Raw genomic sequence first — 21,652 nt, 5'->3', positions numbered from 1 at the left:
TTACTTTTCCTCTAACAGTGGTAAGCGCACTCTGATACATACATCCGCATAGACCACATCAACAATATCAGCATGGCCACCCAGCAGACGGGCACAGTCAGCCACAATGGACAAGCCAAGGCCTGAGCCCTGAACCGCATCAAACCTTGGGGTCGTACCGCGCTGAAAGGGTTCAAATAGTTTTTCTCGCAACGCGGTAGGAATAGGCGCACCATTATTGGCCACATCCAGCACCAGCATATCGTCTTTTTTATAAAGTTTAACCCAAACCGGACTACTTTCTGCACCATAAGCCTGCGCATTATTGATCAGGTTATCCAGAATGCGCCGGAATAACGTGTCGTCGGTATAAATACTGCTGAGCTGACAATCCAGCTTGATTTGTTGCTGACGCTGCTGCAACGATAAAGCGTGGTCGGCAAAGCAGGTTTGCAGCAGCTGCTGTGGCACCTGACGGCTTAATTCGGGTTTCGCTTGCTGCAACAACCGGTTGTAATCCAGTAACTGCTCGGTTAACTGACTTAAGCGGTCGGCGCTGCCATTAAGCAGCATAACAACTTCCAGTTGTTGGGGGTTTAATGGACCTAATAATTGTTCAGTAAGTAGCGCGCAGCCTTCCCGAATACTGGATAACGGCGTTTTTAATTCATGGGATGCATGGCGCAGCAAAATAAGCCGCAGTGCTTCCAGTTGCTGCAGGCGTGAACTAAGCCAGCGCAATTGCTCACCCAGCTCAGACAATTCGCGGGGCCCTTCGAGCTTACCGTCAGGGAAATTTTGCTGCTGACCAATGGCCCGGATCATTTTATCCAATTTTTGCACCGGTGCAGCCACCCGGCCCGATGCCCACAGCACTAACAACAAGGTTAGCAACACCAATGCTACCGTTTGCCAGGCCTGACGCTGCTGCGCATCTTGTACCAGCTGCTGTTGGTTCTGCAACCGCTGTTCCAGCAAGTCCCATATCTGCTGGCTAATCCGTTGTTGCCGTAACCTGATCTGCTGCAACTGCTGTTCCAGCGGGGGGCCGCTAAGCTGTGTAAATTGAGCGGCTAACTGCTGTAATTCTGTCTGCTGTTGCAGGCAATCACTGAGTTCCGGTAAATCGTTGCATAGCTCGCTGAGACTGGCCTGCTGATTGCTGATATGGCTTTGCGCTACCCGGGCCAGTGCGTCGGTTTTCACTACCGCATACTGGCGCACCGCCCGTTCAATATCTACCACCAGGTTTTGCATATTTTCCGCCCGGCGCACACTGATTACGGCACGTTCCGCCTCGCTTGTCGCAAACCGGCTTAAGCCTGACAAGGCTTTATGGCTTTGCCACATCAGCACCCCGACCGGGATCATAGCCAGCAAAAAGCTCAGAATAACCAGTTGACGCAGTGAAGCGGTTTGCAAAGGAAAGCGCATAGGCAGTTAAACTCAGAAAAAGTTAGCGTTAGCATAACCTGTTTAACTAAAAAAAACAGGCCAGTAAGGAGGGCTGGCCTGAACAAGCATTCAGCAAGAAGCTGAACTCATGGGAATGTCGGTGGGCTTACTGCGCTTCGGGCACGTAAGCTGGTGTATAAGTTACGGCTGCGGCAGGCTGCAACACTGCTGTCGCATTTTGCGCTTCCCAGGCTTGAACACTGGGGTTGTTTAAATCGACCCGACGTAACATTGTCACCACTAGCATCATGTTGGCAACCAGAAACATCGTGATAAATACTAAGAATAAATCCATAACACACCTCCGGTAATTACCTTAGGTGTATCAAGTGTTGTGCCAACTTTTTATTTTACTTTAATATCAATACCATATGTTATTTTAAGGCTTTAAAAACTGTTCTTTTGATTAATAGTGTCTGCGATTAGAGACACTATTATCCGTCTTAATATTTATAGCTTATTAATCAATGATATAAGATGTATGCTTTTTGCGACAAAGCCATCATCTTGTTGTTTTAATTAAATAAATCCATATTGCTTAGCCACCCGATCAAAGTAATCCAGACAGTTTTTCGCATACTGGCGTTTTTCTACATAGCTGCCAGGAAAAAAGCTCTTCTTAAAGCCATACGCTACCATGTCTTTTAACCGCTTCAGCGGAATGTCAAAGTTGTCGAGCGCCAGTTGGTATTCGTTACATACCGTCGTGTTAGAGACCAGGCGGTTGTCAGTACAGATCACGGTCGCCATCCGGTTATCCAGCATGGCTTTAAACTGATGCTGCCGAATATCGGTAAGCTGCGGGTTGGTTTGCAGGTTACTGGTCAGGCAAACTTCTATGGCTATCCGTTTGTCGGCGATATAGCTGGCCAGGTTACGAATATACGCCGCTTTATCATTAATCTCCGGGCTGTGGATCATCTCGGGTATAAACATCGAATAACCATGACCAATCCGATCGGCATAGCATTCGGTAATGGCCTCAAATACGCTTTCTGCACCATAGGCCTCGCCGGCATGCAGGGTTTTCAGCATAAAATGCTGATGCGCGTATTCGTACACTTCTTTAAACTTGCTTGCCGGATAGCCCGACTCCTGTCCTGCTAAGTCGAGGCCCACAATTGGCATGTCATTTTCATCACGTAACCTTACGCTGGCCCGCACCAGCTCCATGGCTGCCAGTTTAATCACATCCATCGGCGCAAAGTCGCGCATTAGCTGAAACAGATTAGTGTAGTAAGGCGAGAAGCCTTTATCGCCAAACATCCGCATTGCACAATTAATAATGCCATAGCCAAAAGGAGGTTTATTGCCGCTAAGCACAGCTTCGGTGCGGTTATATTCTTCTTTTGCCCGCTTTAAACCATTGTTCACCGCATGCATAACCTGGTCAAAATCGATACCGCGGCTTAAGTCGATTAACAGCTGCGGCGCAAAACGCACTTCAATATAGTTTACGCCCTCCAGCTGGTTATCAACCGCCAGCTCGTACGCCGCCCGTTCGAGGTTTTCCGGGTCGCGCAGCACGGCACAGGTATACTGAAAACAATGTAAGTATTCGCCCAGATTCTGGTATTTATCTTTAAATACCAGCTGTTTCAAGCCGTCAATACTTTGCGACGGCAACTTAGTGTCCGTGCGCTTCGCCATCTCAATCAGACTGTCCAGCCGCAGACTGCCGTCCAAATGCAGATGTAAATCTGACTTTGGCATCGCTTTAATAAAATCAGCAGAATAACGTGGCATAGCAACTCCTTAGTTTGTATTGACATAGTGTATCGCAAATCAGCCGTTGCGGCTTAATGTTGTCTGCAAAGCCAGAAAGTTCAGGCTATTTTCTAAGCGCAAGCGTATAGTTAAACTGGATACGTTAATTCAGTTCATACGTTATTTCAGTTCGCCTAAGAGTTTATCTGTTGATACTGAAGTTGAACACACAGGGGCAATTCCGTGATCGAAACTAACACGATACTTACGGATGAAGAAAGCCGAGTGGCGGCTTTGCATAAGTTGGGGCTAATCAATACTCCAGCCGACGAACGTTTTGATCGTATCGTCCGCCTTGGTAAAGCATTATTTAAAACCGACATCGTGCTACTAACCCTGGTGGATGAAAAAACTCAGTTTTTTAAAGCCCGTCTGGGTACCTGTCTTGAGGGCACTGCCCGGGATATATCGTTTTGCACTCATGCTATTTCAGAGCAAGAACTGTTGGTTATACCCGATGCAATGCTGGACCCGCGTTTTGCCGATAACCCCCTGGTAACAAAGGAGCCTTTTATCCGCTTCTATGCCGGTGCGGTGATCCGAACGTATGCGGGTTATGCCTTAGGCACCCTCTGCTTAATTGACAGCGCACCAAGAACCCTGACCGAGGCGGAGCAAGGTTTATTGCTTGATTTGGCCAAAAGCGTTGAAAATGAATTTCAGCTATTGTACCTGAAAACATTACAGGCAGAAAACCAGAGACTGGCCTGGATTGCCGAGCAAACCGCCAATGGTGTGGTCTACACCAACGTTAAAAACGAAATGGTTTGGTGTAATAGCGGTTTTAGCAAATTAAGCGGTTACTCTCAGCAGGAGATTTCCGGGAAAACGCCGATGGCCCTTTTTACCGGGCCGGACACTAATCCTGCTACCATTCAGAAAGTACAGCAGCTGGTTCGGCAGCATCAGCCGGTCAATACGGACGTGTTGTATTACAACAAACAAAAAAGGCCTTTTTGGGTACATGTGTACGCAGAACCTTTGTATGATGAGCAGCAGCGCTATACCGGCTATATATCAATTAACACGGATATTACTGAGCGGGTTGGCAAGTTACTCGAAATGGAACGGTTGGCAAATTTAGACCCACTGACCGGGTTACCAAATCGCCGTTATTTTGAAGCAAAACTACACAATGGCCTGAGCAACCTGGCTAATCAAAACACTGGTCATGCAGCGTTAGCGCTGTTTGTCATAGATTTAGACGGTTTTAAAGCCGTCAACGATAATCATGGCCATGCTGCTGGCGATCAGGTATTAACCGATTTAGCGCAACGATTAAAAAACATCATCCGCGATGACGAGCTATTTGCCCGGCTGGGTGGCGATGAGTTTGCATTGTTAGCTCATGTGCAGCACGGCGGTGAGGTAACCGCCATTGCTGAGCGTATTTATCAGGTAACGGAGCAACCGCAAAGCCTGCCCCTGCAGCCAGGCCATGCTGCCAGAATGACAGTAAAACTGGATATGAGTATTGGTATTGCCATGGCCCCCCAACACAGCACGTCGCAAGCCCAGTTATTTGAGCTGGCCGATCAAGCGATGTATCGGGCAAAAGCCGCCGGCCTGCCATTTCTGGTTTACGCAACGACTGACGGCTAACTGCCGTCAGTCGTTCTATCGCGATTAAAAAAAGTTTTGGCATGGTTTAAATCGTTTAGATGCTGTCTATTAGCCGTTAGAGCCCGCCAATCGGCAGCCGACAACAAGCGAAACGGGCGATATTGTGGTTGTTGCTCGCTAAAGCGGGTTTTTACCATGCCTATATCGGTAAATGTTGCCTCGCCGTCATGTATCATCAAAACACTGCTGGTTTGCTCTGCCTCTACCGCCAATAACCGGCCATCATACAATGCCGTTGGCTTTGCTACCGGGGTATGGCCTATAACCAGTGCTTTCACATTGAAGTGGGCCAATATCTGTTGCAGGTGCGCCTGTGGCCAATCGCCACCGGATACCCTGTCATGATTATCCGACAGCAGTGCCCGGTATTGGCTTAAGCCATTGCTACCGTAAAACAACGAATAGTCAGCTTCGCTCACCTGATCATTAGTTTGCTGCAAAGTGTCGTGGTAGCGCTTATTAAGCTGCGCTACCGTTAAACCGCTGGCCAGTACTTGTGGGCTTACACCGCCGTGGGTAAACAAATAGTTGCCCATTCTGGCAATTATAGGTTGTTGTCGCAGCCAGCCACCCAACACGGTATCAGCAGCAAAACTTTGCTCGTACGGCATAAGTTGTTCAATTGCCCAAAAATGCTCTGTTTCTACCCGATCAACCAGGCCACGCATCACATATTGCTCATGATTACCGTGTAACAGCAGCAATTGGCCACCCTGTTGCTGAGCCTGCTGCGCCAGCTGATATAACCGCCATAGTAAATCGTACACCTGACGTCCTCTGTCGACGGCATCACCAAGGACAATAAGCTGACCGTTGCCAAACTGCCAGTCACCATTGCCATCGGTTACACCGCTGTTACGGGCCCAATGCTCAAAAAATTCGATGTTGCCTTCCAGATCGCTAATCACGGCAACGGCTGCCGGCGTTTCAATATCGGCTTTAACGTTAAGGGGCGCACCGTCGAACCGATAATGATATTGGCGGCCCTGACAATCCAGCTGCGCATTGCCGGCAGCAAGCGTTAGCTCCTGCACAATACGTTCATGCTGACACCAGGCTGTTACCTGCAACTTCGAAGCAGTTTTAACAATAACCGGGCCTTGCAAGCCAGAAATTGCCGGCTCACTCGCCTGAACACTGCCAACTGCGTTCCACTTTATTTCGCCCACGACTATTGGCAAATATACCTTGCTGTAAACGCCACCTTTGGTTAATTCAACCGTGGCATTTGCCAGTATTGCCAATAAGACCACCAACAACACCAGTAGCGTAGCCACGAATATTTTTAATAATGTTTTCATTAAAGCCTGCTTTTATATACAAAAAATAAACAAAAAGGCTTTATATATCGAAGCAACGATAAAAACAATGCCTTCCGATCTAAGCTATTGCTTTTTAATATTATTTGACTTAAAACAATAAACACTTATCCCTGCTCAGAGGTGAACATGAAAATATTATCACTAGTAACCACGATGACGACTTTGCTGTTGACTGCGACATTGTCAGCTAATACCACGCCGTTCAGCCAAGGCCGTCAACTTATTAGCGCAGCTGACTATCAGGTGCTGAGCCCACGCCAGCGAGTGGAGCCAGAAAACCGCATCCTCAATGAGCGCCTTGAACAGCTGTTACCGCAGTTGATGGCTGACTCAGACCTGGATATGTGGCTGGTGATTAATCGGGAGTATGCTGAAGATCCGGTATATTTTACCTTGGTACCCCAACCCACCTTTGCGGCGCGGCGCACCACTATGCTGCTGTTTAGCCGCAATAAAGACGGCAGCGTTGATAAGCTGTCGGTGAATCGCTACCCACTCGGCGAACCTTATACATCGGCCTGGGCGGGCGGTAATTTAACCGAGCAATGGCAGGCGCTGGCTGCTGAAATTGTTAAACGCCAACCGAAAAGCATTGGTATTAATAACTCTGAACATTGGGCGGTAGCCGATGGCTTAACTTCCGGCCTGCATCAGCAGCTGCTGGCCGCACTGCCGGCAGATTACCAAAGCCGGCTGGTATCGGCTGAACAGTTAGTGGTGCGCTGGCTGGAACAGCGAACCCGCAGCGAGCTGGAGATTTATCCGCAAATTGTAAGTTTAGCCCGCGCGGTTATTGCCGAAGCGTTTAGCAATAAGGTCGTTACTCCCGGTGTTACCAGCACGGATGATGTGGCCTGGTACCTGCGTGAACGCTTTGAGCAGTTGCAATTACCGGTATGGTTTATGCCTTACGTTAGCCTGCAACGTGCCGGTATGGCGTGTGCAGCTGACAGTCCATCCTGCGGCAGCAGTGGTATTATTCACCGCGGCGATGTTTTGCATACCGATGTTGGTATTTGCTATCTGAAACTGTGTACCGACACGCAGGAAATGGCTTACGTCCTTAAAAATACTGAAACCGATGCCCCTGCAGGCCTAAAAGCAGCGCTGGCTACCGGCAACCGCTGGCAGGATATCCTGACCGGCGAATTTAAGACCGGCCGCAGTGGTAATCAAGTATTGGCAGCGACCATTGCCGCCGCTAATAAAGCAGACATTAACAGCAGCACCTACACCCACCCATTGGGTTTTGTCGGCCATGCGCCGGGGCCAACCATAGGCATGTGGGATAATCAGGGCGATACGCCGGTGCAAGGTGACTGGCCACTTTATGCCAATACCGCTTATGCCATTGAAGGCAATATCAAACAGACCGTGCCAGAGTGGAGCCAACTGGTACAGATTAAGCTGGAGCAAAGTGCCTACTTTGATGGCAGACAGGTTATTTATCTGGCCGGCCGGCAAACGCAGTGGCATCTGATTCGCTAAATTTTTCATACCGTTACGGTATCTAACGGCCAACCCTTTGTATTTGCAAAGGGTTATCAGATCAACTACTCTTCACGCGTAGCGCAGCGTTAAATCTCCATGTAGTTAATCTAAGTCAACAACGAAGTTCGCCGTAAAACAATCAGCTTAAGGATGTATACATGATGAATAAATATCTAACAGCCAGTGCCATGTTAATGTTTGCCGGGCTCATGGTAATTGCCAGCCCTGCTGTCGCAGGTGTTTACACTTCTGATCAAGTGATTGCGACACAACAATACCAATACAATAAACAGCAAGTACTCGCCTTTGTCGATACGGCAGAAGTTCAGCAAAAATTGCAGACGCTGGGTGTCAGCCCGGCAGATGCTAAACAGCGAATTGCCAGCATGACCAACGCTGAGCTGGAAGCGTTTAACTCCCAGCTAAACGATATGCCCGCAGGTGGTATCGTTGGTACTATCGTTACCGTGTTGGTGGTAGTGGCAGTGCTTGATCTGATGGGCATTACCGATGTGTACCCGTTTATCCGCCCCATCTGATAAGTGCTTTTTATCCGCTTTACATTACAGGCCAGCCTGTTGGCTGGTCTGCTACTTGGTTTAACCGCATGCCAGACTCCTCCACAAACTAAACAACTATTGGCAGCACCGCCGGCCATTGCTGGTCAGCATGTGATTGCTCAGGTGCCGTTTTATCCACAGCAGGCGTTCTTTTGCGGACCCACAACCTTAGCAGAAGTTGCTAACTTTCATGGTTTGAACACCAGCCCGGAACATATTGCGCCTAACACCTTTACGCCTGCGCTGGAAGGTACCTTACAAATTGAGATGGCCGCAGCAACTCGTCAGCTGGGCATGCTGGCCTATCAGCAGCGCGGCACGATGAGCCAGTTACTCAGTCTGGTTTCCGATAATATTCCGGTGATTGTGCTGCAAAATAATTCCATTAGCTGGTTACCGCAGTGGCATTACGCGGTCGTTGTGGGTTATGACATCAATAGCAGAGAAATGATTTTACATACCGGGGTAACTGAAGCACACCGGCTGAACTTCTCAACCTTCGAGCGCACCTGGCAGCGCGCGAACTACTGGCTGCTGGCGATGTTGCCCCCTGAACTGGCCAGCACCCAGCTTGACCCTTTTGTTTACACCAAAGCCTGTCAGGATTTAATTAATACCAGCCAGACCGACGCAGGCATTGCCGCGCTGATAACTGCTACCCGGCAATGGCCTGACTACTGGTTGCCGTATTTTTTGCTGGGTAATCATTATTTTGCTAGCAAACCGTTAGAGGCAGCAGATTGGTTTAAGCAAGGCCTGCCCCATGCCAGGCAACAAGTGGCGTATCTGAACAATTATGCCGTGCTACTGAACGAGCTTGGTTGCAAAAATAAAGCAAAAGCGTTAATTGAAATCGCACTGCTATTGGTACCAAAAGATAGCAACCTGCTCGACAGCCAACAGCAAATTCTTTCTGACCAACAATCCGATAATACATTCGACTCAACGTGTCCGCTCAAGGCCGACATATAGCTGTTCTCTGCTATTCATAGCAAAATTAATAATAAGACGCCCTTGCATTTTTTTATGCGAAGTTCTATCTTAAGCTTAATGTACCATATGATGTATGGGTACATGTGGTTACCATGAAATACGTATTGTCTCTAATTCGAAGCTCGACAACAAAGGCGGTGTTACATGTCTTACGTTCCCTTAACCCCGAGAGTACAACATGATTTCGATTGATCTCAGCTCATCGGAACCATTGTTTAACCAGTTGATTCAACAAGTTAAAAGTGCCATTGAACAAAATCTTTTGATGCCGGGTGATCAACTACCGTCAATCCGGCAGTTAGCCTCTGAGTTGGATATTAATTCAAAAACCGTCGCTAAAGCCTATAGCCTGCTGGAACGAGATAAAGTTATCGAATCAAAAGGGTACCGAGGTAGCTTTGTCCATCGCCATGCGCTGCAAAATGTTCAGGTTGATATCAGCGAACGGCTAAATAACGAGTTAGCAAAGGATATAGCGCGTTACCGGGCAATAGGCGCCACTGATTCCGAAATAAGGATCGCGTTCAATCATGCTATTTCAAATGACAAAAGGTAAGGATATTTTATGTTTAACTTTCAATCAGAATCGCAATACTTCGTGCCAATGCTGCAGGTTTTGGTGACACTGGGTTTAGTGCCCATTATTAGTTACCTGCGTTATTTATATCTGGCAAAAGCATTTGCCTGCCCGGCGTTTCCTGCGGCAAAGCCCGCTATAGCCAAGCATACCAACAACTCACTTAAGGTATTTATGCCTCTGACATTTGCCTGCTTGGCGTTTGGTATTGCGGTTGCCTGGCAAGCGCAGAGCAATCAAAGTGAATTATTTAACTGGGACAACCAAGCCGGACTGATGGTATTGTTTTTCATCGCCGCGCTCCCGATTCTGTACATCGCGCTAAAACAAAAACAACTTTATGCTATTCTGCTGCAATATACTGACACTATTCGCACTGCATCGCTAAAACCGATCAAATGGTATCAGCTATTGTCACCCTCTTTAGTTTTGGCCGTGGTCGCAGCGCAACTCCTGTTTGTCAGCACCGTGTTTTATTTTAAACAGCATCCTTTCCCGGGGTTTGCTGGCTATGCCAACCTGCTAGGGGCGCTTCTTCTCAACGGAGTATTTATAACTACGTTATTCACGATTTACCGCAGTAATCAATTTAAGGCAATTAAACTGCCTGAACACCGCCAGGCAATTAAGTCAAAACTGTTGGATGTAAATCTCGTTATCTGGCTGGTTGCCCTGCTTAATCTCTCACTCACGTTGTGGATATCAGGTACGCAATGGGTCGAATACAAGTTGTTAGTCCAATCGTTATACTTGCAGTTTGTTATTGTCACCATGGCCTACACGCTAACCTTACCTGCCAGCGTCATAAAAGCAGCAGATCAACCCTGACCGGTAGTGATCAGCCGGGCTTTTGCTTGACAGGAATAGCGTCCAACAGCTTGATAATAGCGCGGTCATTACCCAGCCGCGCTAAGTCGAGCAGATAGTCTTTTTCGAGCTTGTGCATCGTCTGACCAGCCAGTATGTCCTTTACCAGTGCTGATTCACCGTTGGCTATCGCCGTTTTCACTGCTTCAAAGTCTGCAATACTATGTTCTTTCTGATGAGGATTTTCTGTGGTCATTGTGCCTCCCTGAGTTGGTTCTGGTCATTGACGCAAGCGGTTACTTCACTGCAGGCAACTCGCCCCAGTTAGTGGTGTAAGCAGGTGACAACATGTCGCGCTTCATGCTCCATTCCTGTTTACCACCCTGACTGGCGAACCAGATGGTCTTGCTTTGTTTGGCGTTAAGTTTATCGATAAGTTGCATCAGTTTCTGATCGGCCTGCGCTCGCCCCGGCTGCTCAGCCACATTGGCCTGCTCGCAAAACAAGTCGGGTTGAACTACCCCGGGGTCGTAAAAATCAGTCAGCATTACCCCGGCTTTGGCGTAGCGGTGGCCATTTACCCATAGCACATCGAGCAGCTGCATGGCTTTAGCTAAAAATAACCGGGTATCGCTGGCGGGCGTGTCGAGTGCCACACTTTTGCTGGCACTGTATGGCGGATCCTTATCGCTGAATGGGCTGGTGCGCATAAATACGGTCAGGTGTTTTGCCTGCTGCTGCTCATGACGCAGTTTATTGCACGCCCGGCTGATATATTCGCTGATGGCCTCGCACATCTGGTGTTTATCGGTTATCCGCTGCCCAAACGAGCGGCTGGAAATAATCTGCTTTTTGGTCGACGCTATGTCTTCCAGCACCATGCACGATTCACCATTTAGCTCACGCACGGTGCGCTCGACCACGACTGAAAAATGCTGCCGGATATAATTAGGGTTAGCATCGGCCAGTTGCAGCGCGGTGTCTATCCCCAACTGCTGCAGCCGTTTGCTAAGCTTGCCACCAATACCCCACACCTCATTTACTGGCAGCAGTGCCAGTAATTTGCGCTGACGACTTCTATCGGTTAAATCGACCACCCCACCGGTTTTGTGCCAGGTTTTGGCCGCGTGATTAGCCAGCTTTGCCAGCGTTTTACTCGGCGCTATACCCACACATACGGTAATGCCCTGCCACTGTTGAATACGCTGACGAATCTCCAGGCCAAACGCCGTTAAATTTCGCAGCGGCTGCAGCCCCGCTAAATCGAGAAACGCTTCATCTATGCTATACACCTCAACCTTTGGTGCCATTGCCTCCAAGGTGCTCATTACCCGCTGCGACATATCGGCATAGAGTGCATAATTAGATGAAAAAGCCCGCACGCCGTGCTGGCGCATAAGCGCCTGCACCTGAAACACCGGCACGCCCATTTTTATGCCCAGTTGCTTCGCTTCTTTAGACCGTGCTACCACACAGCCGTCATTATTCGACAGCACCACCACCGGGACCTTGGCTAAATCGGGCCGGAACAGTTTTTCACAGCTGGCATAAAAGTTATTGCAGTCCACCAGCGCAAACACGCTGTTATCTTTGCTGCTCATTTGCGCTTCATTTGCCGGATCACATTGGTGACCACGCCAAAAATATTCAGCTCATCCCCTTCCGTCAGCGTAATAGGCTGGTAAGCCGGGTTGCGCGGTAGCAGTTGCAGCTGCGGCTGAGTAGCAAGCTGTTTTACCGTAAATTCATGGCCCAGCGCCGCCACCACAATATCGCCATGCTCGGCATTAATAGCCCGATCAACCACCAGCACATCGCCGTCATAAATGCCGGCATCGATCATCGAATCCCCCTCCACCCGCACAAAAAAGGTTGCCGTGGGGTGGCGAATACAAAGCTCATTTAAGTCGAGCGTGCGCTCAATATAGTCCTGCGCCGGTGACGGAAAGCCAGCCCGCACCGGGTCGCTGTAAAAGGGTATCCGCCGCCGTGGCCAGATACTGGCATTGCCAATGAATACTGCAGCCATACACACCTCAAATACTGTTTATATGTACAGTATATCAGTCAGCGATAAATTGGCAATCACCGCACAACAGCCACGTTGGTGAAAAATTACAGCGCCAGCACTAAAAACTTGATCCTGATCAAAGATCGAACGTACAATAGTTTCAGAAATTTCTGAAAGTTCAGTAAGGATTGACTCATGCAAATGACACCAATGATCGAATCTTTCGTTTGCCACTTTGGCGAGATGGGTAGCCGCTGGGGATTTAACCGCACCGTAGGCCAGATATACGCTTTATTGGTGGTGAGCGAAGAACCCATTTGCGCCAATGACATTGGCGACTTACTGGGCATTTCCCGTGGCAATGTCAGCATGGGTTTAAAGGAACTGGGCAGTTGGCAGCTGGTGCAGGTACAACATAAAGCCGGCGACCGCAAAGAGTATTATTTTTGCCGCGGCAGTATCTGGGATATGGCGAATAAAGTGTTTGAAGAGCGACGTAAACGTGAGATGGACCCAACGTTGTCGTTACTGCGCGATATTATGATGGATGAGGCTGCCAATAAAGATGAGGCTTATGCTCAGACGCGCATCACCGAAATTCACGATTTGCTGGAAAACATTACAGAATGGACGCAAAGCTTACAATCGTTGTCACCCGAAAAACTGAACACGCTGATGAAGCTGGGTTCAGGTGTGAGTAAAGTGCTGGAGTTCACCGATAAGTTTCGGGCGAAAAAAGACGCTTAGCGCGTATTACTGCTGAGGTAGTTATGTTAGATACGTTAATTTTGTCGCGTATTCAGTTTGCGGCCAATATCAGTTTCCATATTCTGTTTCCAACCATCACCATTGCCCTTGGCTGGTTGTTATTTTATTTCAAAGTACGCTTTGATATCTCGAAGCATCCGGTCTGGATGCGGGCCTATCGTTTCTGGGTAAAAGTATTCGCCCTGACTTTTGCTTTGGGTGTGGTCAGCGGTATTACCATGTCGTTTCAGTTTGGCACCAACTGGCCTGGCTTTATGGAAAGCATCGGTAATATAGCGGGCCCGCTGCTCGCCTATGAAATTCTGACGGCATTTTTCCTTGAAGCGACCATGCTTGGCATTATGTTGTTTGGTTTTCACAAAGTGCCGCGCTGGGTGCATAGCCTGGCGACTTTTCTGGTGGCGCTTGGCACCACCTTCTCGGCGTTCTGGATTTTAGTGCTTAACTCCTGGATGCAAACCCCGGCCGGCTTTGAAATGATTGATGGCGTTGCTCATGCCACAGACTGGTGGGCCATTATTTTCAACCCGTCTTTCCCGTATCGCTTTATTCACATGCTGCTGGCTTCGGGGCTGACCGTCTGTTTTCTGGTGGCCGGTATTTCAGCCTATCGCCTGCTAAAAGGCGATAATAAAAAAGCGCCGAAACTGACCCTGAAAACGGCTTTACTCAGTGCTGCTATTCTGGCGCCAACTCAAGTGCTGGTCGGTGATTTTCATGGCTTGAATACATTGGAACATCAGCCACAGAAAATCGCTGCAATGGAAGGGATCTGGCACACAGAAAAAGGCGCGCCGCTGGTGTTATTTGCCATACCAGATGAAGAAACCCAACAAAACCGCTTCGCCATTGAAATTCCGAAACTGGCCAGCCTGATCTTAACCCACGACGCTAATGGCGAGCTAAAAGGCTTAAATGAATTCGAAGGCGAGCATCCGCCGGTAGCGCCGGTTTTTTACAGCTTCAGGGTAATGGTGGGTATGGGCATGCTGATGTTGCTGATGGCCTGGTGGGGCAGCTATCAACTGCTACGTAAAAAAAACCTGGCGCCATTACAGCTAAAAGTTCTGGTTGGTATGACCTTCTCTGGCTGGGTCGCGACCCTGGCCGGCTGGTATGTCACCGAAATTGGCCGCCAGCCTTACCTGGTGTATGGCGTACTGAAAACCCGTGACGCGGTAACCACAGTGCCTGGCGAGCATGTCGCCATGACCCTGACCATGTATCTGCTGCTGTATGTGGTACTGCTGGTAGCATACATTAAAACCCTGTTCTGGCTGGCTAACCGCGCGGTGGAAGTGGAAGAGTATGACCTAACCCGGCCAGGCCTGGTAGAAAACCGCAGCCAGCCGCTGCAAGATAACAGTCCTGACACTCGCACCGGAGCTGCATTATGAGCTTGTTAACTGCAGAAAATTTAGCCCTGATTTTCGGTGGCTTAACCGCCTTGTCTATCCTGTTATATGCCATTTTAGATGGTTATGATTTGGGCGTCGGCATCACCTTGCCAATGGCGAACGAGCCCTGGCGCGACACCGCTATTGCCTCAATTGGCCCGTTCTGGGATGCCAATGAAACCTGGTTGGTGCTGGCAGTCGGGTTATTGCTGGTAGCATTTCCGGCAGCGCATAGCGCCATTTTGCATGCGTTGTATTTGCCCGCAGCCTTGCTGCTACTCGGTTTAATTCTGCGTGGTGTGGCCTTTGATTTTCGGGCTAAGGTAAAAGCCAGCCGCAAAACCCGCTGGGATTACACCTTTAAAGCCGGTTCGGTGCTCGCCACATTCAGCCAGGGCTTTATGCTGGGTATTTATGTAATGGGGCTGGAGTATACGTCTGGCAGTATTATTTTTGCCTGTTTTAGCGGCTTTTGCGTTACCGCTGCCTATGCCATGATCGGTAACGCCTGGCTAATTGGCAAAACCAGCGGTGAGTTACAACTACATGCTATCAGACAATGTAAAATCGCCGGGGTGCTTACCCTTAGCGGTATTCTGGCGGTCAGTACCATTAACCCGTTGGTTAATGCCAATGCGCTGCAGGTGTGGACCGAGCCGCCAATGGCGTACCTGTATGCCGCTATTCCGCTACTGTGCTTTGCCATGTTTATTATTGGCTATTTAGCACTGAAACGACTGCCCCTGCCACAAGACCATGGCGCCTGGCTGCCTTTTGCTATCTGTAATATTATTTTTATCTGTAGCTTCCTTGGTCTGGCGCTGAGCTTCTACCCCTTTGTAGTGCCTAATCAGTTAACGTTGTATCAGGCGGCCAGCTCGCGCGAGTCGTTGCTGATCATATTTTGGGGTGCAGTGGTGGTTATCCCGGTGATTATTGGCTACACCGCCCTGGCTTATTATGCGTTCAGAGGCAAGGCTGATGGCTTAAAATATTACTGATTATACGCACGACCATTAGGCCGTGCTGTGGCAGCGGTACCTTTCAACAGTAACGGCATTGTGCTAGGTTTTATTCAAAACGCTTCGCATGGGCCATTATATTGAATAAACACAGCGACTCTGCCAATACCGATTCCCGCCGCCACTTATTTGGCACCTTTGCCGGGGTGTTTACGCCTAGTATTCTGACCATCGTCGGTATTATTCTGTTTTTACGTACCGGCTATGTCATTGGCCAGGTTGGATTGGCCAGTACCTTGCTGATTATGGCGGCAGCATTCACCCTGTGTCTGTTAACCGGTTTATCCCTGGCCGTCATCGCGACCGATATAAGAGTGAAAGAGGGCGGTTTCTACTATGTTATCTCCCGCACGCTGGGGCCGGCATTTGGCGGCGCTTTAGGCCTTACCTTATTTCTGTCTATCTCTATCTCGGTGGCCTTTTATGTCATGGGTTTGGTGGAAGTGCTTAACCATCTGGTGGCATTGCCCGACTGGCTCAGTGTGCGGATACTGGCCTGTGCTATCACCGTGGTGTTATTTATTTTTGCCTGGCTGGGCGCCGACTGGACCACTAAATTACAGTTTTTAATAATGGGGCTGGTGGCCGGTGGCTTACTGTCTTTTTTTATTGGCGGCGGCATGGCATTCAGTCAGCAAACACTGGCGGCTAACTGGCAAACTGATGCCAGTGCAGAGCAATTCTGGTTGGCCTTTGCCTTATTTTTCCCGGCGATTACCGGTTTTACCCAGGGCCTTAATATGTCAGGCGACTTACGGGCGCCGCACCGCGCTATTCCAAAAGGCACTTTTGCAGCTATTGGTCTGTCAGCGGCGCTGTATGTGCTGGTGGCGCTGGTACTGGCCGGTACTGCCAGCATCTCGGAACTCACCGATAACTATTACATTATGGCCGACGTAGCAATGTGGGCCGTACTGGTTGCAGCCGCAGTCATGGCAGCAACGCTGTCGTCAGGCATGGCGTCCATGCTGGGCGCACCACGGGTGCTGCAGGCGATGGGCGGCGATAAGCTGATCCCGTTTCTGGTACCGTTTGCTAAAGGCGAAGGCCAGGATAATAATCCGCGCCGTGCCGTGATGGCATCCACCGCTATCGCCCTGCTTTGTGTGATCATTGGCGATCTCAACCTGCTGGCGCCGGTTATCAGTATGTTTTTTCTGGCGGCCTACGCCTTGTTAAACTATGCGACCTTTTTTGCGCTGCACTCAGACAATCCTTTTTTTCGGCCACGCTTTAAATGGTCACATAAAATCGTCAGCCTTATTGGCGGTATAGGCTGTGTTGTCGCCATGCTGGCCATTAATCTTATCGCCTGTGTAATCGCCATCGCAGTATTGTTTGGTTTGCACCAGTATCTGGCACGCAGTCATCAACACCGCAGTTTTACTGATCATCAACGTGGTGCCTTGTTTAAGCGGGTGCGGGAGTTGCTGTTTGAGCTCAATAGCATGGAGCCCCACCCCGGAGACTGGCGTCCGCATATGCTGGTATTTTCCAAAACCCCAGAGCGGCATAAGCAACTATTAACCTTTTCTGCCGTACTGGAAGGACAAAGCGGCCTGATTACCCTAACCCGGATTGTTAACCCGCAGCACGCTGATGAACCCGAGCAGCAGCAAATTCTCAAGCAGTATCAGCAAGCTATTGATGACACAGACGTCAGGGCGTTTACCCTGGTGATGCAGGCCTCTGACTTTCAAAGTGGCTTGCGCCATATAATGTCGGCTTACGGCGTTGGCCCGATAACCCCCAACACGGCGCTACTTAACTGGACATCGTCGAATGATTCAAAGCAAGAGCATTCACCAGAGGATTACGCCGCCAACTTTCTGGAAATGATCAAAGCCGATATTAATCTGGTTGCGCTCGCCTCTGCCCGCGACCCGCTATTTGCTAAAGAAGCACCCGCAAAAGGCAGAAAAATTGATATCTGGTGGCGCGGCGGCCCTACTGCCAGACTTATGTTGATGTTTGCATACCTTTGCACCCGCGCCAGGGGCTGGCAGAACACCAAGCTGCGCATTCTTACGGAGGCAGAGCGCTACTCTAAGCAGCAAGTGCAGGATATTTTCGCAACCTATCTGGATAATGTGCGAATTGAGTCTGAAGTAGAAGCACTAGATAAAGTCGATTTAGATAGTATTAAGCGTTATTCCAGCCAGTCAGAACTGGTGTTTTTCCCAATTGAAGTCAAAGAGGATGAAATAGTCGATAGTTTTGAAGTCGGCCTGCAGAGCCTGGTCGATAACCTGTCGAACCTGGTATTGGTAAAAGCGTCAAAGTCGATGCAACTGGACCCGGACCCAGACAATGGCGATGACCAAAAAGAAGGTTAAGTCAGTCATTTTCTTTTTTAGCTTGAACAAAATTAGCCGGCGTTCAGCGCCGGCATCACCCTCAGGCGAATACCGCTACCCAGGTGACGGCATTTCCAACGCCATGCACCAGCGCAGGCACCATGACATTGCTACTGTGATTACGCAACCACTGAAAAAGCAGGCTTACGCCGATGTAAATGGCGACTAACATTGCCACTATGGTAAATTGCTCCTGCTGCAGATAGTGCCATAAGCGCAGCGAATGCAGCGGTGCAATAACAAAAAGAATAGTGGTCATCGCCGTAGCTAACCCTAGCGACATATGCCGCTGCAGACTGGTAAAAAGCAGTCCCCGGTACAATAGCTCCTGCCCTATGCCGATACAAAAGCCTGAACTAAACCAAGCCAGCCAAAGCCATAACCCGGCTGAGAAACTGTGCAGTAATTGCTCTGTCTCTAATAAGCCAAACAGTAAAGCACTCGCCAGCATGCTCCCAGCCAGCATACTGAGTTGAGTGCGCTTAATCTTAAGCAGCGTCGGATAACAAAAACGGATAATGGCCAGTAGCACCACTACCAGGGTCAGCTCTATAACCAGACGCAGTGGCTGATTAAAATACCAATGCCGGGCTTCCAGCAGCCAGGGATCCGGTTGTAACACCAAACGGATGGGCAGTTCCATCAGCAGGAAAACCAGGATGGCGACAAGCGCAATCAACCCAGAGCGGCGATCGGGTTGCTTAACGTTGTAAACGTCTGATTTCACGTTGTAACTCCTTATCGTTACTTTGCTCTGCATAGCCAAGATGCTGCTGCATCAGGGCATTATCATCATTGAGTTTATGCAGCTGAGCCAGACGCAAATGGGCCCAGGCTTTTTCCGGCAGATCATCCGCCGCATGGGCATGGGCGATAAAATAATTCAACGCGTCAATACCCTCTGCCAGCTGCTGCTGGCTAAACAACGCAGTGCGGCCTATTTGATACCAGGCGTTAAGCACATAAACGTCTGCATTATCCTTTGCTGCCTGAGTTGCAGCAGTAAAGGCAGCAAACGCCTGGGTATAGTGTTTTTCTTCTTGCAACAATAAGCCGTGCCGATAATGAAATTCAGCGTGTGCAGTGTAGTCAATGCGGCCTTGCTCAAGCAGTTGCCGATACTGGTCTTGTTGCTCTGTTTGCCGGTAGAAATTGAGTTTGGCCAGTGCCCCCTGCAGCGCATCAATCGCGCTAATCTGCTCAACCTGCTGCCAGGCAAGGTCTTCATCGCCCCCCGCAATACCGGGCGCACCTAAATAAAAAGACACTAGCCCGCGACGATAAGCGGTATTATCCGGCTGTAACAAAACAGCCTGCTTTAAACACGTTAAAGACTTTTTTGCGTAGCTCAGTGCCGAAAAGATAGCATCGCCTGCTTGCCGGCCCATAATCCGGCCACAAATAAAATGCACTTCCGGGTTATCTGGTGCTGCCTTCAGCGCTTGCTTGATATACTTCTCGGCTAAATCAAGATCGGTACGCATGGCCACTGTAGCCTGTTGCAGTTCAGCTGGGTTAGCGACCACTGCTGCATTGGCAGCGCGGCTCGCCCAGGGCATTATGGTTAATAGTATTAACAGAAAGGATGTTAGTCGCATGGTTCCGCCTCACGGTTGGATTGTTTTAAGCAGCCTAACAAGGCCTGCCATGCGCTGTTAGTGCCAAAAGTCACTAAAGCGCCCGTGAGGTTAGCTGAAGTCGGAGTCTCAGTTTCTGTAATTACGCCAGCGACAGCCACTGGCAAAACAGAGTAGCCCGGCTAAACGGATTAGGTTCAGCGCTTTCCCGAGAAGCGGTCAATAATCGAGCGCATATTGGCTACAGTTTTTGCCAGACGCTTACTGGCATCCAGTGCGCCTTTGGCCGAGTTCTGCGTGACCGAGGTACTGTCAGAGATTTCAACAATTTGCTGATTAATATGCTCTGCCACGGTGCTTTGCTCTTCAACGGCCGCTGACATTTGCTCGGTTAAGTTGGTAATAGTGCGAACAGCGTCGCGAATGTTGTTCAGCGCCTGGCGCGTATGCTCCACTGTTTCTACGCCATGCTGGGCCGCTTGCTCCCCTTTTTCAGAGGTGCCTACCGCACTCATTGCCCTTTTCGTCAGTTTTTCCACAATAATATGAATTTTATCGGTTGATTCCCGCGTTTTCCCAGCCAGGGCGCGCACTTCGTCAGCAACAACGCTGAATCCCCGGCCTTGCTCACCAGCACGGGCCGCCTCAATAGCCGCATTGAGTGCCAGTAAATTGGTCTGGTCGGCAATGGTAGAAATCAGATTAGCCGCCTGGCCAATCTCATTGGTAGACTCGGCAAGCTCACGCACTGTCGCGGCAATGCTCACTACCGAGCTACTAAGAGCATCGATGGCCGTTTTAGCTTCATTGGCCAGTTTTGCACCGTCATCCACACTTCCCAGCGCATTACGCGCACTGACCGAGTTAGTTTGCACATTGCCTGCAACTTCCTGGATTGCCTGAGACATTTGAGTAATAGCCGAAGCAATTTGCTGGGTGGCCTGGCTTTGCTGCATCACGGCAGCCGAAGTAGACTCAGATTCTTGCTGGGTGTTCTGAACAATAGAATCCAGCACCGCGGCGGCATCGGCAATACGGGTTAACGCCGTTCTGCTGCGGGCGATTTCGCAGGCTAACGTTAACTTCACCCTTGCCTTGCTTCCTACATCGGCAAAGTAGGTTTCTGCCACCATAGCATTCGAATAAGAATCCGGGCTAATGCTGACAATATCCAGATACTGAGACTTTTGCCGGGCAGCTAACCATGCTGCCGAGAGCACCGTCGTAGTAAGTATTATGGTACCTGCTACAGCGCCAGATAAACTGTACCCCAGAATACTGGCCAGTATGCCAGGCACAATAACCGGCGCCAGTGCTTGTAGCGCTGCACCGGTACGTGAAAAAACTGACAAGTTCGACTTGCCCGCTCTTAACCGGGCATACGCGGCTTCAGCGCGGGCTTTTTCATCTTCAAGCGGCAACACTCTGACAGACTCATAGCCCACCACTCTGCTGTTTTCAAACACCGGGGTAACAAAGGCGCTTACCCAGTAGTAATCACCGTTTTTACGGCGGTTTTTTACCAGCCCCATCCAGACATGACCCGATGCTATGGTTTGCCACATTTCTTTAAAAACTTCAGGGGGCATATCAGGATGGCGGATCATATTGTGAGGCTTTCCAATCAGCTCTTCTTTTTTGAAGCCACTTACCTCTATAAAAGCGTCATTACAATATGAGATGTTGCCCTTAGCATCAGTTCCTGAAATTAATCTGTCAGATGCGCGAAAAATATATTCTTTCTGGGTGACCGGCTGGTTATTTCTCATTGAGACCATCGCTTAAGTAGCTGAATAGAAGTTAACCATAGCAACTTTTTGCACAGTTTAAAGTAATGATTGTTTTTAAAAAGGAAAATAAAATAATAACAGGATTAGATTTAAATGGTGCCCGGGGCCGGACTTGAACCGGCACGCCCTTTCGAGCGAGGGATTTTAAATCCCTTG

20 protein-coding genes are annotated in these 21,652 nt (G+C 49.4%); 10 read left to right on the top strand and 10 right to left on the bottom strand.

All coding sequences use genetic code 11. The features are described from left to right. From B2X65_RS14015 to B2X65_RS14005, 3 genes are all read right to left on the bottom strand, one after another. Positions 1-1,413, bottom strand: a complete 1,413-nt coding sequence (locus B2X65_RS14015; RefSeq protein ID WP_290613567.1) for a sensor histidine kinase — start codon at positions 1,411-1,413, stop codon at positions 1-3. Between the two features lie 127 nt (positions 1,414-1,540). Next, positions 1,541-1,729, bottom strand: coding sequence for a hypothetical protein (locus tag B2X65_RS14010; protein WP_290613565.1), 189 nt, complete (start codon positions 1,727-1,729; stop codon positions 1,541-1,543). A gap of 224 nt (positions 1,730-1,953) precedes the next feature. Beyond that, the gene (locus tag B2X65_RS14005) at positions 1,954-3,180 is read right to left on the bottom strand and encodes an adenosine deaminase family protein (protein ID WP_290613563.1); all 1,227 of its coding nucleotides are present in this window, start codon (positions 3,178-3,180) and stop codon (positions 1,954-1,956) included. A 204-nt stretch (positions 3,181-3,384) separates the two neighbouring features. Here B2X65_RS14005 and B2X65_RS14000 point away from each other — a divergent pair, with 204 nt between their 5' ends. Next, a complete protein-coding gene (locus B2X65_RS14000) occupies positions 3,385-4,803 on the top strand; it encodes a diguanylate cyclase domain-containing protein (protein ID WP_290613560.1) in 1,419 nt (472 codons plus the stop codon). On the opposite strand, the gene B2X65_RS13995 is transcribed toward B2X65_RS14000, so the two are convergent. Continuing rightward, positions 4,800-6,125 (bottom strand): metallophosphoesterase, encoded by a 1,326-nt coding sequence (locus B2X65_RS13995; RefSeq protein ID WP_290613559.1) that lies wholly within the window; start codon positions 6,123-6,125, stop codon positions 4,800-4,802. The genes B2X65_RS14000 and B2X65_RS13995 overlap by 4 nt on opposite strands. Before the next feature lie 147 nt (positions 6,126-6,272). On the opposite strand from B2X65_RS13995, the gene B2X65_RS13990 reads away from it, so the two are divergent. The 5 genes from B2X65_RS13990 to B2X65_RS13970 all read left to right on the top strand — a co-directional run bounded on the left by B2X65_RS13990 (position 6,273) and on the right by B2X65_RS13970 (position 10,595). Continuing rightward, a complete protein-coding gene (locus B2X65_RS13990) occupies positions 6,273-7,634 on the top strand; it encodes a M24 family metallopeptidase (RefSeq protein WP_290613558.1) in 1,362 nt (453 codons plus the stop codon). A 161-nt stretch (positions 7,635-7,795) separates the two neighbouring features. Then, a complete protein-coding gene (locus B2X65_RS13985) occupies positions 7,796-8,176 on the top strand; it encodes a PA2779 family protein (RefSeq protein WP_290613556.1) in 381 nt (126 codons plus the stop codon). 39 nt (positions 8,177-8,215) lie between these two features. Then, positions 8,216-9,169, top strand: a complete 954-nt coding sequence (locus B2X65_RS13980; protein WP_290613554.1) for a PA2778 family cysteine peptidase — start codon at positions 8,216-8,218, stop codon at positions 9,167-9,169. Between the two features lie 199 nt (positions 9,170-9,368). Beyond that, the gene (locus B2X65_RS13975; protein WP_290613552.1) at positions 9,369-9,746 is read left to right on the top strand and encodes a GntR family transcriptional regulator; all 378 of its coding nucleotides are present in this window, start codon (positions 9,369-9,371) and stop codon (positions 9,744-9,746) included. A gap of 9 nt (positions 9,747-9,755) precedes the next feature. Then, on the top strand, positions 9,756-10,595 hold the full coding sequence (locus B2X65_RS13970; protein WP_290613550.1) for a hypothetical protein: 840 nt from the start codon (positions 9,756-9,758) through the stop codon (positions 10,593-10,595). A gap of 10 nt (positions 10,596-10,605) precedes the next feature. Here the strand turns inward: B2X65_RS13970 and B2X65_RS13965 are convergent, their stop codons facing one another. The 3 genes from B2X65_RS13965 to umuD are packed head-to-tail and all read right to left on the bottom strand — an operon-like array spanning position 10,606 to position 12,603. Next, complete coding sequence (locus B2X65_RS13965) at positions 10,606-10,830, bottom strand: hypothetical protein (protein WP_290613548.1); 225 nt, start codon at positions 10,828-10,830, stop codon at positions 10,606-10,608. 40 nt (positions 10,831-10,870) lie between these two features. Continuing rightward, the gene (gene umuC / locus B2X65_RS13960) at positions 10,871-12,175 is read right to left on the bottom strand and encodes a translesion error-prone DNA polymerase V subunit UmuC (RefSeq protein ID WP_290613546.1); all 1,305 of its coding nucleotides are present in this window, start codon (positions 12,173-12,175) and stop codon (positions 10,871-10,873) included. Next, positions 12,172-12,603 (bottom strand): translesion error-prone DNA polymerase V autoproteolytic subunit, encoded by a 432-nt coding sequence (gene umuD, locus B2X65_RS13955; RefSeq protein WP_290613544.1) that lies wholly within the window; start codon positions 12,601-12,603, stop codon positions 12,172-12,174. The genes umuC and umuD overlap by 4 nt, the downstream gene beginning before the upstream one ends. 177 nt (positions 12,604-12,780) lie before the next feature. Between umuD and B2X65_RS13950 the strand changes: the two genes are divergently transcribed. The 4 genes from B2X65_RS13950 to B2X65_RS13935 all read left to right on the top strand — a co-directional run bounded on the left by B2X65_RS13950 (position 12,781) and on the right by B2X65_RS13935 (position 18,108). Further along, entirely contained in the window at positions 12,781-13,332 is a 552-nt protein-coding gene (locus B2X65_RS13950; protein ID WP_290613542.1) for a GbsR/MarR family transcriptional regulator, read from the top strand. Between the two features lie 23 nt (positions 13,333-13,355). After that, positions 13,356-14,750, top strand: coding sequence for a cytochrome ubiquinol oxidase subunit I (locus B2X65_RS13945; RefSeq protein WP_290613540.1), 1,395 nt, complete (start codon positions 13,356-13,358; stop codon positions 14,748-14,750). Further along, positions 14,747-15,751: a cytochrome d ubiquinol oxidase subunit II gene (locus tag B2X65_RS13940; protein WP_290613537.1), complete on the top strand. Its 1,005-nt coding sequence runs from the start codon at positions 14,747-14,749 to the stop codon at positions 15,749-15,751. Before B2X65_RS13945 ends, B2X65_RS13940 begins: the two co-directional genes overlap by 4 nt. 101 nt (positions 15,752-15,852) lie before the next feature. Then, positions 15,853-18,108 (top strand): amino acid permease, encoded by a 2,256-nt coding sequence (locus tag B2X65_RS13935; RefSeq protein WP_290613535.1) that lies wholly within the window; start codon positions 15,853-15,855, stop codon positions 18,106-18,108. A 61-nt stretch (positions 18,109-18,169) separates the two neighbouring features. Here the strand turns inward: B2X65_RS13935 and B2X65_RS13930 are convergent, their stop codons facing one another. The 3 genes from B2X65_RS13930 to B2X65_RS13920 all read right to left on the bottom strand — a co-directional run bounded on the left by B2X65_RS13930 (position 18,170) and on the right by B2X65_RS13920 (position 21,475). Then, entirely contained in the window at positions 18,170-18,856 is a 687-nt protein-coding gene (locus B2X65_RS13930; RefSeq protein WP_290613533.1) for a CPBP family intramembrane glutamic endopeptidase, read from the bottom strand. Further along, the gene (locus tag B2X65_RS13925) at positions 18,831-19,727 is read right to left on the bottom strand and encodes a hypothetical protein (protein ID WP_290613531.1); all 897 of its coding nucleotides are present in this window, start codon (positions 19,725-19,727) and stop codon (positions 18,831-18,833) included. The genes B2X65_RS13930 and B2X65_RS13925 overlap by 26 nt, the downstream gene beginning before the upstream one ends. A gap of 176 nt (positions 19,728-19,903) precedes the next feature. Next, a complete protein-coding gene (locus tag B2X65_RS13920; protein ID WP_290613529.1) occupies positions 19,904-21,475 on the bottom strand; it encodes a methyl-accepting chemotaxis protein in 1,572 nt (523 codons plus the stop codon). Positions 21,476-21,652: the final 177 nt, after the last annotated feature.

Source organism: Arsukibacterium sp. UBA3155, from assembly GCA_002364615.1.
Taxonomy (GTDB): Bacteria; Pseudomonadota; Gammaproteobacteria; order Enterobacterales; family Alteromonadaceae; genus Alishewanella.
Note: the sequence above shows the minus strand (reverse complement) of the source record. Positions and strands in the feature narration are given on the sequence as shown.

Coding starts and splice junctions, on each gene's coding strand:
- B2X65_RS14015 (WP_290613567.1), bottom strand. CDS start 1,413: ATGCGCTTTCCTTTGCAAACCGCTTCACTGCGTCAACTGGTTATTCTG.
- B2X65_RS14010 (WP_290613565.1), bottom strand. CDS start 1,729: ATGGATTTATTCTTAGTATTTATCACGATGTTTCTGGTTGCCAACATG.
- B2X65_RS14005 (WP_290613563.1), bottom strand. CDS start 3,180: ATGCCACGTTATTCTGCTGATTTTATTAAAGCGATGCCAAAGTCAGAT.
- B2X65_RS13995 (WP_290613559.1), bottom strand. CDS start 6,125: ATGAAAACATTATTAAAAATATTCGTGGCTACGCTACTGGTGTTGTTG.
- B2X65_RS13990 (WP_290613558.1), top strand. CDS start 6,273: ATGAAAATATTATCACTAGTAACCACGATGACGACTTTGCTGTTGACT.
- B2X65_RS13985 (WP_290613556.1), top strand. CDS start 7,796: ATGATGAATAAATATCTAACAGCCAGTGCCATGTTAATGTTTGCCGGG.
- B2X65_RS13975 (WP_290613552.1), top strand. CDS start 9,369: ATGATTTCGATTGATCTCAGCTCATCGGAACCATTGTTTAACCAGTTG.
- B2X65_RS13970 (WP_290613550.1), top strand. CDS start 9,756: ATGTTTAACTTTCAATCAGAATCGCAATACTTCGTGCCAATGCTGCAG.
- B2X65_RS13965 (WP_290613548.1), bottom strand. CDS start 10,830: ATGACCACAGAAAATCCTCATCAGAAAGAACATAGTATTGCAGACTTT.
- umuC (WP_290613546.1), bottom strand. CDS start 12,175: ATGAGCAGCAAAGATAACAGCGTGTTTGCGCTGGTGGACTGCAATAAC.
- umuD (WP_290613544.1), bottom strand. CDS start 12,603: ATGGCTGCAGTATTCATTGGCAATGCCAGTATCTGGCCACGGCGGCGG.
- B2X65_RS13950 (WP_290613542.1), top strand. CDS start 12,781: ATGCAAATGACACCAATGATCGAATCTTTCGTTTGCCACTTTGGCGAG.
- B2X65_RS13945 (WP_290613540.1), top strand. CDS start 13,356: ATGTTAGATACGTTAATTTTGTCGCGTATTCAGTTTGCGGCCAATATC.
- B2X65_RS13940 (WP_290613537.1), top strand. CDS start 14,747: ATGAGCTTGTTAACTGCAGAAAATTTAGCCCTGATTTTCGGTGGCTTA.
- B2X65_RS13925 (WP_290613531.1), bottom strand. CDS start 19,727: ATGCGACTAACATCCTTTCTGTTAATACTATTAACCATAATGCCCTGG.
- B2X65_RS13920 (WP_290613529.1), bottom strand. CDS start 21,475: ATGAGAAATAACCAGCCGGTCACCCAGAAAGAATATATTTTTCGCGCA.